The sequence below is a fragment of the Paenibacillus oryzisoli genome, from assembly GCF_001653565.1.
In the GTDB taxonomy this organism is placed as follows: Bacteria; Bacillota; Bacilli; order Paenibacillales; family NBRC-103111; genus Paenibacillus_E; species Paenibacillus_E oryzisoli.
In genome coordinates this window covers 107,023-125,270 of the sequence record NZ_LYPB01000074.1, presented here as the reverse complement: position 1 = coordinate 125,270, position 18,248 = coordinate 107,023, and the positions used below count along the sequence as shown (strand labels likewise).

The window sequence follows — 18,248 nt, the reverse complement described above, 5'->3', positions numbered from 1 at the left end:
TCGGATGCGCTTGCTACATTTTTGATACAATAAAGGCATGAAAAAAACAGAACGAGTGAACCTAATTATGCGGTACATCAATAACCGCGCGCATTTCACCATTGCCGAGATTCAGCGGGAGTTCAAGATTTCCCGCGCGACGGCGATCCGCGACATTAACGAGGTTCAGGCAATGGGTTTTCCGCTGACGACGGAGCTTGGGCGAGGGGGTGGCTACCATGTCCTGCAAAATCAGTATCTGCCCGCCGCGCGCTTCACGCCAGATGAGCTGAAGGCAATGTTCATAAGCTTTATCGCCTCGAAAAATTCGCAGCTGCCTTATCTTCAAAATCGTCGCTCCATCACTGAAAAACTCATCGGCATCGCGTCGCAAGTCCAGCAAGATGAGTTGATCGAGCTGAATCATATCTTGCTTTTCGAAAATACGAATCCTGGTAACCCAAATCTGTTGGAGCTCGACGATGCGGCGCCTGCGGAGCTGAACCAGCTGATTTCGCTTGCTGTGCGAGATAGGCATTTGCGCGTGACGTATGAACGGAATCCTGGCTGGCCGCAGTTGATGGACGTTTATTTGCTGCATATTTTAAACTCGAATGCTCAGTGGCTGGTCGAGATTTATGATTTTGATACGGATGCGTTTCGCTATTTACCTGTTGAGATGCTGCGAGATTCGACGATCTCTGAGCAGGAGATGAAGTTGTCAGAGGAAGAGATTCTAAGCAAAAAACGGCTTGTTGCAAGGGAGTCCAATCTTGTTGTGAGGCTTGATGCGACTGGAATTCAGCGTTTTAAGCGTATGCACCCACCGGGGATTATTTTGGCCTTTACGGGGATGTTTCAATCGAGCGGAGTTTTCAATGTTCAGCTTGATGTGACCGATGTTGAGGTGCTGGCATACTACGCGGATTGGCTTTTGTTTTTGGGAAAAGGGGTCAAGTTTGAGCGGATTCCTGATGAGCTGCGCGAGATGTTGGAAGAGCGTTTAGCACGATGGAAGAAGCAGTAAGAATCGTAAAACTTGAAAGGACCATCCCACAAAAAGTATCACTAAAATTTGAACAAACGATAATCGATCAAATTGACCATATCGTGAGAGGCGTAAGATTCAGAAAAAGAAGCATAAAGGCTGCTCTTAGACTTTGTGCTTCCTGCGTGTCTATAACTCCAAAAAGGCAGCTAATAAGAATCAGTCATATAAGCCGAGCTGAGACCTTAATCAGAATAGTTCTGCATCATTTGGGATAAATAATTTCGAAAGTCTTCAACGTAGGTTTTGGGCTCTAGAACTTTTAGATGAGTGCCGAAGCTTGCTAATAATTGAAATCCCATATAATTTTGAGGGACAAACATGGTTGCTAACAAAAGTCCAGAACCTTGGTCTTCAATACTTTTTCTACCATACCTTTCGATGATTTGATCTTTTATGCTAGGCGATATCCATGCCTTAATGGTGACGAATTGCGGTAGATAACTTGCAACGCGACCTTGCTCTGACCAGTCGTCTCTATGGTGAAACGCGCGTTCATCCATGGTAATATGATCGATTCGGGCTAACTTGAATGTTCGATATCCCTGTCGATGTAAACAGAATCCTTTCAAGTACCAACTCGATTCGCTAAAATGCAGTTCATAGGGCTCGACCATTCTATTCGTTACAGCCCCGTCTTTATCTGTATAATCAAACGAAACCAGCCTTTTCTTGGATATGGATTCTTGACATGTCTTTAAGGTTTCAAGAATCTCGGACCGACCCTCCCAATCATAAAATGACAGTTGAATGGAACGATTCAGAGACAATGGACTAACCATTGCCTCTATTTTTTTTATTGTTCTTTCCACATCTTCAGTAAGGAGGAGTTGTTCCAATCCGCCGAGCGCAGTTAATATATTCTGTAAATCGGAGCTGCTTAAAAGGCGGTTATCAACCTTGTATTCATCCATTATGCCGTAGCCGCCTTTGACCCCATTGACAGAGTAGATCGGGATGTTCGATAAGCTCAATGTTTCCATATCGCGAAGGATCGTTCTCTTGGAAACATTGAATAGTTGCGTGAATTCCTTTGTAGAAACAACCTCTTTTTTCAGCAATATCATGATAATCGAAATAAGTCTCTCCACTTTGTCCATAATTGTCCTCTTTTTTTTACATGATTTCAGAAAGGTGACACTAAGGTGTCACCTTTTATCCATTATACTACATGTATCACAAGAAGGAGGTTTTGATTCAATGTTTAATACAACCGATTTTCCCAAGCCCACCACTATTTCAGTCAACGGTGTGGAACTCGAAGTTTTCGAAGCAGGCCGAAAAAACGCAGGAAAACCCATTGTACTCTGCCACGGCTGGCCAGAGCATGCCTTTTCTTGGCGCCATCAGATGGATGCACTGGCCGCAGCGGGCTACCATGTCATCGTCCCAAACCAGCGGGGTTACGGCAACTCGTCCCGCCCGACCGAGGTGACGGATTATGACATTGAACACTTGTCGGGCGATCTCGTCGCCCTTCTCGATCACTATGGATACGAGGACGCCACCTTTGTCGGTCATGATTGGGGGGCGATGGTCGTTTGGGGACTGACCTTGTTGCATCCAAACCGCGTCAACAAAGTGATAAATCTGAGCTTGCCTTACCAAGAGCGCGGAGAAAAACCTTGGATCGAGTTCATGGAAGAAATACTTGGCGGCGATTTTTATTTCGTCCACTTCAATCGACAGCCAGGTGTCGCGGACGCGGTATTTGAAGACAATACATACAGGTTTCTTCGTAACCTTTACCGGAAGAACGAACCTCTCAGAGCACCTGAGCCAGGAATGGCGTTAATCAACCTCGCCAGAGCAGAAGCGCCGCTCGGTGAGCCCGTAATGAGCGAAAACGAACTGGCCGTTTACGTCTCCGCTTTTGAAACATCAGGGTTCACAGGCAGCATAAATTGGTACAGGAATCTTGACCGCAACTGGCGTTTATTGGCGAAAGCGAACCCGATCATCCAACAGCCGACCCTCATGATCTACGGCGACCGGGATGTGGTTGCGAAGTCCGAAAACCTTACAAAGTTCGTGCCCAATGTGGAAGTGGTCAATCTGGATTGCGGTCACTGGATCCAGGAGGAAAAGCCGCAGGAAACAAATCAAACGATTTTGAGATGGCTGGAACAGATGGATGCCACCTAGTCTGTTTTGACGTGGAGTCCCCACAACATTCACATGGATAAACACTCTCCATGTAAAAGCAACGGGTGGATTCATAGTTGAAGCTTTGTTAATAGAATCGGGGAAAGTGAAAAGACACTCGAGCGAGAGTGTCTTTTTGCCTTAGGATAGGTTAAGCTGAACCGCATCACAAGTAACAGCGCAAATCTACTTTTGGGAAAAATTAGTAACATCGATTCTCAAATCGTGCATAGATTTGGATGCATCCGGCTGGGTTTTATTCCCATTAGGCGAAAAGGAAAAGATATTGGGCTGCGAATAAAGATCGGCACCTCCATTTGTTGCCAGCATCCTTTACAGTACACGCTCTTGAAATCACCCATATGCGCGATGGGTATGAAGCATGTTAATGGGTTGACAGCGCCGGATAACCGCCGCTCTATGATATGGAATTTTCGACAGCTTTGTGTTGTTCATTGTTTTCAATTGCCACAGTGAGACGTGGTAAAGGTATACTTAACTTTTTGGCTTCTCTTACAACTTCAAGTACCGCAAAACCTGCTTTACTATTGTTGTATTCAATGAAAAGTCGTGGTAGGCTACCCTTTGCAAAAATAATTTTATTGAATAGCGTGCCGAGAATTGCTGGTGGAATCTTAGTTAACAGTAGAGAAATCATATCAGCTTTTGCACCTCTTGCCTTAAGTACAGGGATAATTTCCCTCATATTCTTACCGACATTTGCGAATGAGTCACTATGATTCATGAGTGCAGGGAAACTTCCCATCTTTAATACTTCAGTCTCCATAGCCGCATTCATGGCAAAGTGATTCCATAGCCAGTTTTGCATATCCTTTATCCAACTAATTCTAAAATGGGCACTTTCAAATAGTTCTTTGACCTTGTTGTTAATATGTTCAGTGCCTATCCGTGGTTTTTCCAGAAATAGCATTTTCAAAAAGCCACCTCTAAGCCTATTGTCTGCAATGCCGCCACCGCCTCCAGGGAACCCAAAGACAACATTGTTCATAGACAATGGTGAGATCGAAGACTTCAGATCTTGCCAAACGTTATTGAATATGAGAACAGGGGTGTTTCCAGCAGCAGTTGATAGTAATTGTGCTGCTGCCGGGAGTTGTTCCGTGTTGACACTCACAATAATGAGATCATAATTGGGGCTCAGCTCCTCATGCAGTTTGACATTCCAGCTTTCTTTTATTAGCTGTTTCCCTCTTCGTGCGTCCCACATTTCAAGCTCTATGTTGCTTCCGAAGGTTTCTTTTCTCCCTTTCCTAACGTAAAACTCAACTGTATGTCCTGCCTTTTCAAAAGCCCAAGCGTATTGGGTCGATATTACACCTCTACCGAAGAATAAAATTCTCATATTGCCTCCTAAATATATATATATTAATCCTTGTCAATAATCAAACAACGTGTTGTATAATGTTATTGTATAGATTCAATATACGGTCATCAACCAACAGATTTTTAGTATCTGTCGTATAATCGATTGAATAGAACAATGGAGGCAAATAATGAATAAGCAACCTGAAATTACGGACAAAACAAGGCAAACCTTTATAAATGTATTCTGTGATTTATATAGCCAAAAACCAATTGAAAAAATATCCATTCAAGAGATTGCTAACCAATCAGGATATAATCGCAGTACATTTTATCAATACTTTACGGATATCTATGAGTTGTTGGACTGCGTTGAAAAGAGCGTTTTGAAATCCATTAACGAGGAAATGGCAGGCAGAGAGTTTTCTACACATACTTTCCAAGATGCACTTCAATGCTTGGAAAATGCAGAGGAAATATCAGTTCTTAAAGCCCTCTTGGGCGACTATGGTTCTGTTCATTTTGTTGAACGCCTGAAAAGAGAGATTCCCTTTGAGAGATTGATTGTGGACTTTCCAACAAATGATGTCTTAGCACCCTACATAATTGAGTTTTACATATCAACATTAATATCTATGTTTCGCCTTTGGATACGCAACGGCAAAGATCTATCGTCGGAAGAATTGGTGAAGTTGATAGATAGCCTATTTGCAAATGGGATAACACCCTATCATATCTTTGGTTCGGTCAATCCGCGGCGGCCTGATTCCAGATTGTGTTAATTTGTATCATGTTCTCATTGATAAAACACCAGAGATTACGGCTACTGTATCTTGCTTATTAAGGCGATACGTTGCCGCGCATTCGTAGATTACCCTAGACTAAATGGACCTGAACCGAAATACAGAAACACCAAAAGCGCGCCGCTTAAGGCTATATTCTTCATAAAGTGCCCTTGCTGATTCCCTGCTTCCATTGGATCGGCTGATTTCCAGAAAGGATGCATCGCGAATGTAACAGGCAGCAGGAAGAGCAGCAGTAAGACGACTCCGATTTCTACGTGAAATCCAAGAGTTAGACTAAGTCCTCCGAATACCGTGAGCATACTGGAAACGAATGAAAGCAATTGAGGGGCTGGAACACCAGCGGCAGCTGCCATTCGGGCGGTAAGCTTACGATCTTTCAAGTGCCCAATCCCGGACAGTAGGAAGACAGCCCCAATTAAAATACGACCTATTAGCAAAATTATATCCATATGACAATTCTCCTTCATTAAGGTGCTATTTTCATTTAAGGTAAGTCGATTAGCATAAAATGTGTGTCCTTCGTAGCGGACATATTCAACCGTTGCAGGCCGGTAATTTGAGCTGCGTCACGTCTCTCTAGAAGCGCTTCCTCGTTCAGAACGAGTTCTCCTTCGAGATTAAATACGTACATGTTGCGACCGGCTGACTGAGCGAATGAAAGCTCATGGCCTTCCTCCAACTTGGAAATAAAGATGGTGACGTTTTGATGAATAGGAAGCACCCGATCAACTGCCCAAGTGCGATTTGACACGATTGGCAATAGCCGATTTTTCATTTTATCCTGGTCATAAGAGAATTCGTGGTGTTGCGGCGGAATATCATATTGGTCCGGTTGAAACCATATTTGAAGATGGTTTTCTTCTTCGGTATCCGACGGATTCATGCCCTCATGGACAATCCCCGTTCCTGCTGAAACGACCTGAACCATACCAGGAGTGAGCAGGGATTCCTTGCCGGTACTATCTTTGTGGTAGTTTTGTCCTGTCACCATATAGGTCACGATCTCGATATTCTTGTGCGGATGCTTCCCAATTCCATCGTGAGCCCCGATGAAATCATCATTAAAAATAATCAACGGTCCGAAGCGCCGATTTGCGTAAAAGCTCATGATTGCCCGACTACGATCAATTTCCATCGCGTATCGCGTATGGGCCTTGCTGACTTCGATCATCTGGATTCCCCCTGCTTATGTTATGGTGTTGTGCAACGGCTCCATTATGGCGGAAGTCAGATCATCACGGAAGGAGGCACTTTAAGGTGGTATAGTTTCATTGATGAAACTAATAGGCGGGACGTGCTTTTCTACGTGGATTATGAAATGGACAAATCACTGGTTGGCCTGTATAATCACGATCAAGATCGCGAAGGAGGCGGGGACATTGGAAAAGTTGGAGCCGCATAATTGCAAAATTGGCATTGGAGAATGTTTACATATCATCGCGGGGAAGTGGAAGCCGATTATCCTGCTCCTTTTGCAATTGGAAGGAACGCAACGTTTCAGCGATTTGAAAAGGTGGATTCCGGGGATTACACAGAAAATGCTGACAGCACAATTGAAGGAACTGGAACAAGAAGATTTAATTCAACGAACAGTTTATGCCGAGGTTCCTCCGAGAGTGGAATACAGCATCACGGAGCATGGGAGAACGTTGGAGCACATCTTGAGGCAATTAAATGAGTGGGGCATCCAACATATAAACTATGTGAACGAGAAAAGAGTCGATCAAAGTTGAGGCATTGATATGGCGATTCCCCGGATAACGTTGCTATGGCATATAATTTTCGTAACAGATCTCGTCACGCAGACCTATGAAGGTTTTGCATCATGACGAGATTTTTTTGTATGGAGATAAACTGTCGTCGCGCTCTGGTCCAATACCCTACGGTTAGCCTATTTATTAACGATAGACAAACATTCTTTTACGTTTTATGAATAATATTATGAATGTTGCAACGTTTAAATTTATTGGTTGCGCTCCAGCGTTGAAGGCAGCGATCACGCCATCACACAATGCACTGCGGCATCAGCACCGATTATGTAGGATTATGTATATTATTGTCGAAATAGTAATCATTCGAAAAAACTGCAGGTGTAAGAGGACTGTACAGAATCCAAATAAAAGCCGACTTCCAATGGGGAGAGAAAATATAGAATGTATCCTGGAGGGTTACCAGATGATTGTTCAAACGAAGCTTTACATCCCCCATACGCGTAACAGTTTAGTGCCTCGCCCAAGGTTGGTACGCAAACTTGACGAGGGGCTGGGAGCCAAGCTGACGCTGATTACTGCTTCGGCCGGTTACGGGAAGACAACGGTATTAAGCGAATGGGCGAGACAAAGCGACGCCCAAGTGGCTTGGGTATCGTTGGACAAGCAGGACGATGCATGGATTCCGTTCTGGAGCTGTGTTACCGCTTCGATTGGAGAGAAGGTTCCCGGTTTTGTCCAAACGGTTTCGCTGCTTTTGGATAACGGGCCGTCAGCGTCTTCTGTATCTCTGGAGCCTGCAATCTCGGCCATGCTGAACGCGCTGAACCAACAATCCGGGGAACTGGTGATCGTTCTAGACGATTACCATCTCATCGAGCATCCTGATATTCAGAAGTCGATGATTTATCTGTTGGAGCACTTGCCTTCTCATATTCATCTCTATATCGCGAGCCGAACGGAATTGGTCATTCCTACTGCCAGACTGCTGGCTAAAGGGGAAATGCGACGAATTACGGTACAGGATTTGCGGTTTCATCCGAACGAAGGGGTGATCTTCTTTCGAGACACGACGGATTTGTCGCTATCTAAGGAGCAAGTCGCGGAGCTGTTCCATCAGACAGAAGGCTGGATCAGCGGCTTGCAGCTCGCAGCGCTCATACTGAAGAGCAGCGATAACATCTCGGAATCCATAAGGCAATTCAGCGGTAATCAGCATCATATCTCTGACTACTTACTGGAGGAAGTATTCCGTGATCTACCGGAAGACATGCGTTCTTTTATGCTCCGTACGTCTATTTTAAGCCGCATGACTGATTCCCTATGTCAAGCCGTTACGGGGCATTCGGACGGTCAGGTATTTTTGGAAAAATTAGAACAGTTAAATTTGTTTACGATTTCGCTGGATGAGCATAGGCAATGGTACCGATATCACCATTTGCTATCCGAATTTTTGCAGAGACAGTTTGCCCGAACGGCTCGCGAGCTAAGGCTGCAAGCCCATGTTCATGCGGCACAGTGGCACGAGTCTCATGGGTTTGAGGAAGAGGCGGCCGAGCATTTCCTGGAAGGGTGTCAGTACGATGACGCTGTTCGGGTAATCGAAAACAATCTTCTTGATTTTTTACATAAAAAGGCTGGAAAAGTAAGCGGATGGGTTTTGCAATTGCCGGATAGCTTTCTTTCGAAACGGCCAATGGTGGAAATGTTTCATTTGTCCCTCTTAATCGGCATTCGGCAATGGGAAGCGGCCAGTCGAAAGATAGAGGGGGCGAAAATCCGTTATGAAGCTATGCGAGGGAGCATGGACGAGGCGGAATGGAAACAGATGATGGGCAACATGTACTTTTTATGTGCAAGCGCGAGTTATTTTCGAAAAGATTTGGATGGCATATCAGCATATTTTGAGCTGTCGGAGCACGTTGCCCCGGGAGGCAGTCTCTTTGAATCCATGGGGGACAATAGATTTTACGGTTATGATGAATTCGATGATCACATGTCTTATATTAACGATTACCATGCGGCCGCCGCATTTTTGATCAAGTGGATTCAACATTGGGGAGACCGGAAAGCTCATACGTCTGCCGCGATCTTTTATGCTTCTTACAGTTCTGTGCTGTATGAATGGAACCGTTTGGAGGAGGCCGAAGTGCTTCTGGATCAGGTGTTGAAACCGAGTGGCCAGAAATACAATCCGCGGAGTTTGTTGCAAATATACGTCAGCGCTTCGCGAATTCAGCAGGCGTTGGGAAATCCAGTCCGAGCCCTAGAACTGCTGGAGGAGTTGAAATTGCGGATTGAATCGCCGGATTATGAACGATTTTTGCAGAAAATTGAAGCGGAGCAAGCTTGCTTAGCTGTGCGGCAAGGTTCCATGCCTTATGCGTTGGAATGGTTGGAACGGTGTGGGATGACTTCTTCGGATAAAGTATCGCTGCATGGCGTGGGGGCATATATGGCATTGGCGAGAGTACTTGCTGCCTGCGGACGCACGGCTGAAGCCCTATCAGTATCCCAATCTTTGCAACGGTTGTTCGGGCAAGAGGATCGTCTTCGGGATCGTATCAAGATGGTTATCCTGCAAAGTGTGACGTTATATCGCAATGGCCAAACGCAGGAGGGGCTCCGTACGCTGGAAACGGCTTTGCGCTTAGCGGAGCCGGAAGGATTCATTCGCAGCTTTGCGGATGAAGGCGATGTCATGACGGATATGTTGTCCGCCTATTCGAGATCATATGAGGACGGCCTTTCGGGGCGTGGTTCCTCTGTTTTATGCGATTATTCGAATCGTTTGATACAGGTTCTGAAAATCCCGCAAGATGAATTGGACAAAGGGATACGTGTCGAAGTACGTTGTTTTGGTCGATTCCATGTGCGTAGTGGACAAGCAGATAAGGATGAAATTAAGTGGCGCACCTCCAAAACAAAAGAGCTTATGGCTTACCTAGTTCACCATCAGGGAGAACCCATTGATAAGTATCGAATCATAGATGCTTTATGGAGCGATTTTGATGCAAAACGAGCAGTCGCTCAGTTAAACACGACGGTACATTATCTCCGGAAGCAATTAGAACAAATAGGGTTAAAAGGAATCGTCCAATACGTCAAAGGCAGTTACAGGTTGGAAATGAATCATTTTGACTGCGATTACAATGCATTTCGTCAATTGGCGTCAGCTGGTATTCCGATTGCGACCGAGGAAGTCAAAGCTTATGAAACAGCACTGGCAAAGGCTTATCGGACAGGCTATATGGAAGATAGTTTATTTTCGTGGGTCGAACAGGCGAGAAACCATCTGGAAAGCGAGTACATCGGCCAACTGCTGCAGATCTATGAATACTACGTACAGGAAAAGGAATTTCCAGCAGCCGTGGCCGTATTGAAAAGGGCGCTTGCCTGTGATCCGTTTAACGAGAGCTTGCATACGAAGCTGATTCGCGTATATGTGCTTGTCGGTGATCGGGTCTCGGCGAAGAAGCAATATGATTGGCTTTATAGTATGCTTCGCGCTGAGTTTGGCTTAGAAGTCGGAAATGCTGCCAAACAATTGCTACAAATTCTTTAGCTATTCAAATTAAGCTTTCAAAGCAGGAGTGCGAATCGAAATCCCTCTATTGACAAGGGATTTGGATGCGTGCTCTTGTTTTTTTTGTCGATATATATCAATTTTTGTTGAGTGTTTGATGAGTATTTGCAAAGTGAGTCATTGCTATAGTAGGAAGAGATTGAAACCTAATGAACGAAGAAAGGGAAGAACGAAAATGAAACGTTACTTATCTCTGATTTTGGCAATGCTCTTGATGGTGGGTCTCATGCCAGTTTATAAATCTGCCTATGCTTCCACTCCGTTAGACAACTGGGAGTCGAGAACATCCGGTTCTACAGATACGATGTATGGCGTGGCTTACGGCAATGGATTGTTCGTGGCAGGAGGAGACAAAATCGTCACCTCAACCGATGGCGTAACGTGGAGCGCGGTGACTTCTCCTCCGGGTTTTTCATTCCTGGCGAGTGTTAGCTACGGGGGTGGCTTGTTTGTCGGAGTTGGTTGGTCGGGCAATTTGTTCACTTCTCCAAACGGCACGACGTGGACCAGCCGGGCTTCCGGCACGTCGAATATTCTCTTTGATGTGGTGTATGGGGACAACTTATATGTTGCCGTAGGGCAGTCGGGGTACATGCTGACTTCCCCGGACGGCGTAACTTGGACGAGCCGTGTGTCCAATACCTTTTCTGGACTTAACCGTATTACTTACGGCAATGGGAAGTATGTAGCAGTAGGTGATTATGGTACGATTGTCACTTCGACGGATGGCATGACCTGGACAAGCAGTACCTCAGGCTCGACTAATCAGCTTTACGGCATCTCTTACGGCAATGGGGTGTTCGTGGCGACGGGGTACGAAGAAGTTATTCTGACTTCCGGGGACGGCGTGACCTGGACGGAGCGGCAAAGAATCCCTGGGACTAATCCAATGTTTCCAATCGCATACCAGTATTATCGTGCCATTTTTAGTAATGGTATGTTTATCTTGGCAGGACAGTTAGGCAAAATTCTGACCTCTACTAACGGTATTACCTGGACGAGTCATAACTCCGGATACACGGGAGGGTTATGGGGTCTGGCTTCTGGTAACGGCACTTATGTGGTGACGGGTCAACAGGGGACGATCCGGCAAACGGTGGCGTCTTTGAACGCCGAAGCGCCAAGCATTAGCGTGCAGCCGTCGAACCAGACGGCGAACGAGGGCGATACAAGTCCGACGCTGTCCGTTACAGCGACGGTAAGCGACAACGGTTTGCTGAGCTACCAGTGGTACAGCAACACGACGAACAGTAACAGCGGCGGCACGCTAATCGGCAGCGCAACAAGCGAGACGTATGCGGCGCCGACGGCAAGCGCGGGTACGACGTATTACTATGTCGTCGTAACGAATACGAACGCTAGCGTGAGCGGTACGCAGACAGCTTCGACCACGAGCAGCGCTGCGAAGGTGACGGTGAACGCGCTGGTGAACGCCGAAGCGCCGAGCATCAGCGTGCAGCCAACGGAACAGACGGTGAACGTTGGCGATACAAGTCCGACGCTGTCCGTTACAGCGACGGTGAGCGACAACGGCTTGCTGAGCTACCAGTGGTACAGCAACACGACGAACAGTAACAGCGGCGGCACGCTAATCGGCAGCGCAACAAGCGAGACGTATGCGGCGCCGACGGCAAGCGCGGGTACGACGTATTACTATGTCGTCGTAACGAATACGAACGCTAGCGTGAGCGGTACGCAGACAGCTTCGACCACGAGCAGCGCTGCGAAGGTGACGGTGAACGCGCTGGTGAACGCCGAAGCGCCGAGCATCAGCGTGCAGCCAACGGAACAGACGGTGAACGTTGGCGATACAAGTCCGACGCTGTCCGTTACAGCGACGGTGAGCGACAACGGCTTGCTGAGCTACCAGTGGTACAGCAACACGACGAACAGTAACAGCGGCGGCACGCTAATCGGCAGCGCAACAAGCGAGACGTATGCGGCGCCGACGGCAAGTACAGGTACGACGTATTACTATGTCGTCGTAACGAATACGAACGCTAGCGTGAGCGGTACGCAGACAGCCTCGACCACGAGCAGCGCTGCGAAGGTGACGGTGAACGCGCTGGTGAACGCCGAAGCGCCGAGCATCAGCGTGGAGCCAACGGATCAGACGGTGAACGAGGGCGATACAAGTCCGACGCTGTCCGTTACAGCGACGGTGAGCGACAACGGCTTGCTGAGCTACCAGTGGTACAGCAACACGACGAACAGTAACAGCGGCGGCACGCTAATCGGCAGCGCAACAAGCGAGACGTATGCGGCGCCGACGGCAAGTACAGGTACGACGTATTACTATGTCGTCGTAACGAATACGAACGTCAGCGTGAGCGGTACGCAGACAGCTTCGACCACGAGCAGCGCTGCGAAAGTGACGGTGAACGCGCTGGTGAACGCCGAAGCGCCGAGCATCAGCGTGCAGCCAACGGATCAGACGGTGAACGTTGGCGATACAAGTCCGACGCTGTCCGTTACAGCGACGGTAAGCGACAACGGTTTGCTGAGCTACCAGTGGTACAGCAACACGACGAATAGTAATAGCGGCGGCACACTAATCGGCAGCGCAACAAGCGAGACGTATGCGGCGCCGACGGCAAGCGCGGGCGAAAGCTATTATTATGTAGTGGTGACGAACACGAACAACAGTATCAACGGTACGCAGACGGCGACGGCTGTGAGCCAAGCAGCCAAGGTGACCGTCCATGCATCGCTACTGGTAAGCTTCGACAGCAATGGCGGTTCGGCTGTAAACAGCCAGACAGTGAGCTATAACGGCAGTGCCTCCCGACCTGCAGACCCGACGAAACTTAATTATACATTCGCCGGATGGTACAGCGACAGCAGTTTGATAACTACATTCAATTTCAATAATGTCATTACTGACAATATGATGTTATATGCGAAATGGTATTCATCAATAGCCTCATTATCAGCGTTGTCGGTAGATCAAAGCATGTTAACACCAGCATTTACAGCGTCGGAAGTTAATTATCGAGTGGATGTTCCGAACTCAGTGGATAGACTTACTTTTTATATAACTAAAGGGAATTTAAGCCAATCCCTTACAGTTACCGGGGCAACTTACAGTGCTGTAACGAATAATGTGTATGCGTATCGCACCGCAGATTTGCTTGTCGGATCCAATGTAATTCAAATTGCAGTAACGGCACAGAACGATACTACAACTACTTATACGATTACGGCGACGCGTGGATCTGTACAAACACCAACATCAACGTCAACACCAAGTGACAGTGAAGCTCCTCCATCTACAAACAATGAAACACTGAATCTACCAGTTAGTCCCTTTAAGAATCATGTAATTGATCAGGAGGCGGTTATCAAAACGGTCAAAGATGCAATAGCCGCTACTAAGAACACAAGTGTAGAATTTAGTGATATCTCTCAACATTGGAGTGTCCCAAATATCAAGGTTGCCGTGAAATTGCGTATTATCAGTGGTTACCCAGATCAAACGATCCATCCAGATGCTCCAGTGACCAGAGCTGAGTTTGCGACTATGATTTTCCGCGCTTTTGGTCTTGAGCAAGGCAAGGCTGTAGCTTCGTTCAGTGATACTTCCTCACATTGGGCTTCTGCCTATATCCGTACGTTAGCTTCCCTCGGTATTGTGAGCGGATACGATGATAGCAGCTTTAAGCCGGATGCTGAGATCACCCGTGCGGAGATGGTAACGATTATAGCACGGGTACTAGATCTAAATCTGTTGGGAAAAGGTGCAACCACTAACTTTAATGATGTTAGCAGTGACTATTGGGCGAAGGATGCTATCCAAAAATCCTCATCTGCCAAACTGATTCAAGGGGTAACCAACGATACATTTAAACCAGATAGCCATGCTAGTCGAGCGGAAGCCATAACCGTTATTATCTATGCTCTAGAAAGTGACACTTCTATCAAGAAATTAATTCAAGACATTCAATAAATCAAAGAGCTAAGCAGCTTGGCTGCTTAGCTCTTTGTAGTTTTTTGGCTCATCCAATGAAATATAAACAAGTATCATTATCTGCAGCTTCGAAGCGTACATTTACCGCCGTTCGATTCTAGGAAACCATGGTAGGAATCGATTCGTTTCTCTTTTATATTGCTGATAAGCCAGATTATTTGCGTAACGCCGATCAAGGAACGGTACACCGGAAACCTTAATTAGTAGAAGATTAATTAATAGGGAACTGATTAACGCACCCCAACCGCCGGGCAAAGGGAGGACGATGAGTGCGATTCCCCACCACATCACAGCCTCGCCAAAGTAATTGGGATGGCGAGTATAGCGCCATAACCCGCTTGTCAGCACTTCTTCTTGATTCCGGCGGTTCTTCTTAAATTGTCGAAGTTGCCAATCCCCGATCGTTTGGAACATGAATCCGACAATCCATACAGCCAAACCGAGGTAAGCGGTTAAATCAAAGGCACCCATCTGTTTCGAATGAACGCGAATGATCGGATATGCGAGCAGCAGCATAATGAATCCTTGCATCATGAAGACGCGGAAAAAGGCGATGAGCACAGCACGGCTGCCCCATTGTTTACGGAAGTTGGCATAGCGGTAATCTTCCCCTCGACCAATTGAACGAATGAATAGATAGACCGCCAACCGAATACCCCATATGCACACCAAGATCGTGATCAGTAATTGTCTACCGTCATAACCTTGCTGATACATGAACGTCGTCAGTGCGATGATGACGAATCCTAAGCCCCAGCCGATATCTACAATCGAGTTGTCTTTCTTGACTTGCGCTATAAAGAATAATAAGGACATAAAAATAAAGACAGCAACTCCACTGATTCCATATAATACCCACATTTACGTATTCCTCCTTGTATTTTTGCCGCTAAGCATCATAGCCACGCTCACCGCTCCCTTGCCTGCATGCAGTCCGATAACAGGTGCTACTCCGGTGATATACAGCGGGTTTTGTCCAGTCATCCGAACCATTTCTTCTACGTAACGCGCGCTGTCCGCTTCAGCTCCAGCATGAAGGATAACATAACGTTGGATTGGATTGCGGCGATGAATGAGTGAAATCATTTTCAGCATTTTGCCTAGATTGGATTGTTTATAAAAGGTTTTTCCATAGAGGATCGATTGGCCTTCTTGATTGACAGATACAATGGGTTTCATATCGAGCCATCTTGCGATTTTCCCCTGAAGCGGGCTTACTCGTCCGCCTCTAATCATGTGCTTCAACGTCGGCACGCTCACGAGAATTTCCGAACGGGATATGGATGATGCTAGCAAATCAAGCACCTCCTCGATCGGTTTCCCTGCTTTAACCGCCTCAGCGGTTTCATGAACGATAAGCCCATAAGCGCCGGACAAAGTTCTCGAATCTACCACATGTATTCTGTCCGAATCAATACGTTCGGCTGCTTGTCGGCATGCATCATAGGTGCCGCTTAGCGGCTTAGATAGGTGTATAGAAATTATATGGTCATAATGAGTCAATAACTGTTCATAGAGCAACGTAATGGTTTCTTGAGCAGGCTGCGAGGTAGTCGGCTGTTCGGTCATCCACTCAAGCTTGTCATAGAATGTATCTAATTGAAGGGTTACTTTATCTAGATAGGTGGAACGACCGAGCTGTAGATGTAGAGGGATCCTATGAATCTGATAGTCATCCAGCCACGTTTCTGGCATATCGCAAGCAGAGTCGATCACAAGGGCAATAGATGCTTGGCGATTGTAAATCATATCTTTCTGCCGCTTCATGTCTTCAACCTTCTGATAGACGATCCAGCCGTTATTTTGAATTACCTCGGCGACCCGAGCAGGAACGTTAGTATGAATATGAATTTTGCCCTGAATACCGTCACCAACAGCTACCATCGAGTTACCCAAAGTCGCGATATGCCCTTTGACTTCTTCTAAACTCGTCTTAATGTCGAACATAAATTCGGTACAATACCGATACGCAAGGGAATCGGAGAGATCATGGGATGGATTGTGGACAATGTCGTCGGTGGAAGCGAATGGTTCCTGTTCATCAAAGATCTGCTCAGCAATCGGGAATGTATCGTCTAATGATGCAATAAATCCCTGCAAGAAATGGATAAAGCCTCGCGCTCCCGCATCGACGACGTTATGTTTTCGAAGCACTTCCAGCTGGTGTTTCGTATTCTCCAACGAGATGCACGCCTCAGCGTAAGAGCGATGTAGCATGTCTGCAAGCCCCTCCGAAGGAGCGAACGCGGTTTGAAGAACGTTGACCCAGTCATCCATGACTGACAACACGGTTCCTTCCTGCGGTTCATGCACGGAACGTCGGGACATGGCCACAGATTGCTCACACATTTCAATAAACTGTGCAATCTTCAGCTCTGGGCGAGCGGTCATATAGCTGCACATAGAAAGGATAAACTGAGAGAAAATCATGCCCGAGTTGCCGCGCGAGCCTCTCAAGCAAGCCCGTTTCATACTTTCGAGCATCTCGGAGGAGGTATCGCTCCATTTCGTCTCCCGTACGAGCATTCGCATTAAGTGCGCAAGGTTGCTTCCCGTATCCCCATCAGGAACGGGGAAAACGTTGATAGCATTCAACTCTTTTTCCCTCGATATAATTTCGTTGGCTCCGGCCAAGATCATGCGGAATAACGTAGGGTGATTTAGAACTTGCAAGTCTGGACCTCCTGTTGAGGGCTCGGAGGAAGGCTGGGTTTTCCGAATAAGTAGCCTTGAAATAGCCGATACCCTCGTTGTTTTAACCATTCGAAATCTTCTCTGGATTCGATACCTTCCGCCAGCGGTACTGCCCCGATGCGTATAGCTGATTCAAGGAAAAGTTCAGCTGTCCGCTGCATCGCCGAATTTCGTGAGACGCCATGTACATGGGAACGATCCAATTTCATATAATGAGGCTTAAGCTCTGACAGCATTTCTATCGTACTGAAACCTTCCCCAACATCATCAAGGGCATATTTAAACCCTTTTTCCTTGTAAAACGCCAATATACGCTTCAAATGCGCTAAGTCTTCGGTCTTCTCAGTTTCAACAACTTCGAAAACAAATAGCGAAGGGTCAATGTTCAATTTTGTGGCTAACTCGATGGTGGACTTTAAACAAAATTCGGGAGAATAAATGGACGTTGGTATAAAATTAATAAACATTTTGGCTCGAAGCGGAGCAGCTTCTTCTACTGCTTTCATCCTGCATAGTCGGTCTAAAACGTATAGCCGACCGCGTTTCTTGGCAGCGGGGAAAACGATGTTCGGATAAAGCACGGAACCGTCTTCGTCCGTGAATCTCGCTAATGCTTCATAGGCATAGGTCCGTTCTTCGCTGTCAACAATAGGTTGGAAATACATGAAAACCCGACGCTCAGCAATTAACTTGTCGATCCACTTCGTTTCAGCAATCACCAGAAGCTCCGACATGGACCTCCAGTCCTCTCCCGGCAGCCGAATTCTCATTTTCTCTTGATCCAGGTGATCATTGCAAAAGTCCGCAAGCTCACGAGCTCCGAACTCTCTAATCGTTAAAGTATCTTCATTCTCATGATGCAGGGCTTTTCTAATTTGCATAAGATTAGACACGTCACGCAACAAATTCCGGTTATGGGGCCCCTCAACTTTAATTTCGATGAGCAACTCATTCAGTCCGCAACCCTGGCAGCTCATTAGCATTTCCTCCC

13 protein-coding genes are annotated in these 18,248 nt (G+C 46.6%); 6 read left to right on the top strand and 7 right to left on the bottom strand.

All coding sequences use genetic code 11. The features are described 5' to 3' along the window. Positions 1 to 37: 37 nt before the first annotated feature. Complete coding sequence (locus tag A8708_RS20670; RefSeq protein ID WP_068666933.1) at positions 38 to 1,006, top strand: helix-turn-helix transcriptional regulator; 969 nt, start codon at positions 38 to 40, stop codon at positions 1,004 to 1,006. A gap of 206 nt (positions 1,007 to 1,212) precedes the next feature. Here the strand turns inward: A8708_RS20670 and A8708_RS20665 are convergent, their stop codons facing one another. After that, a complete protein-coding gene (locus A8708_RS20665; protein WP_068666931.1) occupies positions 1,213 to 2,127 on the bottom strand; it encodes a helix-turn-helix transcriptional regulator in 915 nt (304 codons plus the stop codon). 100 nt (positions 2,128 to 2,227) lie between these two features. Here A8708_RS20665 and A8708_RS20660 point away from each other — a divergent pair, with 100 nt between their 5' ends. Beyond that, entirely contained in the window at positions 2,228 to 3,172 is a 945-nt protein-coding gene (locus tag A8708_RS20660) for an alpha/beta fold hydrolase (protein ID WP_068666929.1), read from the top strand. Between the two features lie 418 nt (positions 3,173 to 3,590). Here A8708_RS20660 and A8708_RS20655 read toward each other — a convergent pair whose 3' ends face one another. Further along, positions 3,591 to 4,535 (bottom strand): ketopantoate reductase family protein, encoded by a 945-nt coding sequence (locus A8708_RS20655; RefSeq protein WP_068666927.1) that lies wholly within the window; start codon positions 4,533 to 4,535, stop codon positions 3,591 to 3,593. A gap of 151 nt (positions 4,536 to 4,686) precedes the next feature. Here A8708_RS20655 and A8708_RS20650 point away from each other — a divergent pair, with 151 nt between their 5' ends. Then, positions 4,687 to 5,277: a TetR/AcrR family transcriptional regulator gene (locus A8708_RS20650; RefSeq protein WP_068666926.1), complete on the top strand. Its 591-nt coding sequence runs from the start codon at positions 4,687 to 4,689 to the stop codon at positions 5,275 to 5,277. A gap of 89 nt (positions 5,278 to 5,366) precedes the next feature. Here A8708_RS20650 and A8708_RS20645 read toward each other — a convergent pair whose 3' ends face one another. Together A8708_RS20645 and A8708_RS20640 are read right to left on the bottom strand one after the other, a co-directional pair. Beyond that, positions 5,367 to 5,750: a DoxX family protein gene (locus A8708_RS20645; RefSeq protein WP_068666924.1), complete on the bottom strand. Its 384-nt coding sequence runs from the start codon at positions 5,748 to 5,750 to the stop codon at positions 5,367 to 5,369. A gap of 35 nt (positions 5,751 to 5,785) precedes the next feature. Next, positions 5,786 to 6,472 (bottom strand): pirin family protein, encoded by a 687-nt coding sequence (locus A8708_RS20640; protein ID WP_068666922.1) that lies wholly within the window; start codon positions 6,470 to 6,472, stop codon positions 5,786 to 5,788. A gap of 208 nt (positions 6,473 to 6,680) precedes the next feature. Between A8708_RS20640 and A8708_RS20635 the strand changes: the two genes are divergently transcribed. The 3 genes from A8708_RS20635 to A8708_RS20625 all read left to right on the top strand — a co-directional run bounded on the left by A8708_RS20635 (position 6,681) and on the right by A8708_RS20625 (position 14,542). After that, a complete protein-coding gene (locus A8708_RS20635) occupies positions 6,681 to 7,034 on the top strand; it encodes a winged helix-turn-helix transcriptional regulator (protein WP_068667051.1) in 354 nt (117 codons plus the stop codon). A 442-nt stretch (positions 7,035 to 7,476) separates the two neighbouring features. Continuing rightward, positions 7,477 to 10,575: a BTAD domain-containing putative transcriptional regulator gene (locus A8708_RS20630; RefSeq protein WP_068666920.1), complete on the top strand. Its 3,099-nt coding sequence runs from the start codon at positions 7,477 to 7,479 to the stop codon at positions 10,573 to 10,575. A gap of 196 nt (positions 10,576 to 10,771) precedes the next feature. Further along, positions 10,772 to 14,542, top strand: coding sequence for an S-layer homology domain-containing protein (locus A8708_RS20625; RefSeq protein WP_068666918.1), 3,771 nt, complete (start codon positions 10,772 to 10,774; stop codon positions 14,540 to 14,542). Positions 14,543 to 14,644: 102 nt separating this feature from the next. On the opposite strand, the gene A8708_RS20620 is transcribed toward A8708_RS20625, so the two are convergent. The 3 genes from A8708_RS20620 to A8708_RS20610 are packed head-to-tail and all read right to left on the bottom strand — an operon-like array spanning position 14,645 to position 18,234. Beyond that, entirely contained in the window at positions 14,645 to 15,424 is a 780-nt protein-coding gene (locus A8708_RS20620) for a DUF1295 domain-containing protein (protein ID WP_068666916.1), read from the bottom strand. Next, positions 15,425 to 17,236 carry a DegV family protein gene (locus A8708_RS20615; protein ID WP_068666914.1) on the bottom strand — a complete coding sequence of 604 codons (1,812 nt, stop codon included), beginning with the start codon at positions 17,234 to 17,236 and terminating at the stop codon, positions 15,425 to 15,427. Then, a complete protein-coding gene (locus A8708_RS20610) occupies positions 17,224 to 18,234 on the bottom strand; it encodes an EAL domain-containing protein (RefSeq protein ID WP_068666912.1) in 1,011 nt (336 codons plus the stop codon). The genes A8708_RS20615 and A8708_RS20610 overlap by 13 nt, the downstream gene beginning before the upstream one ends. Positions 18,235 to 18,248: the final 14 nt, after the last annotated feature.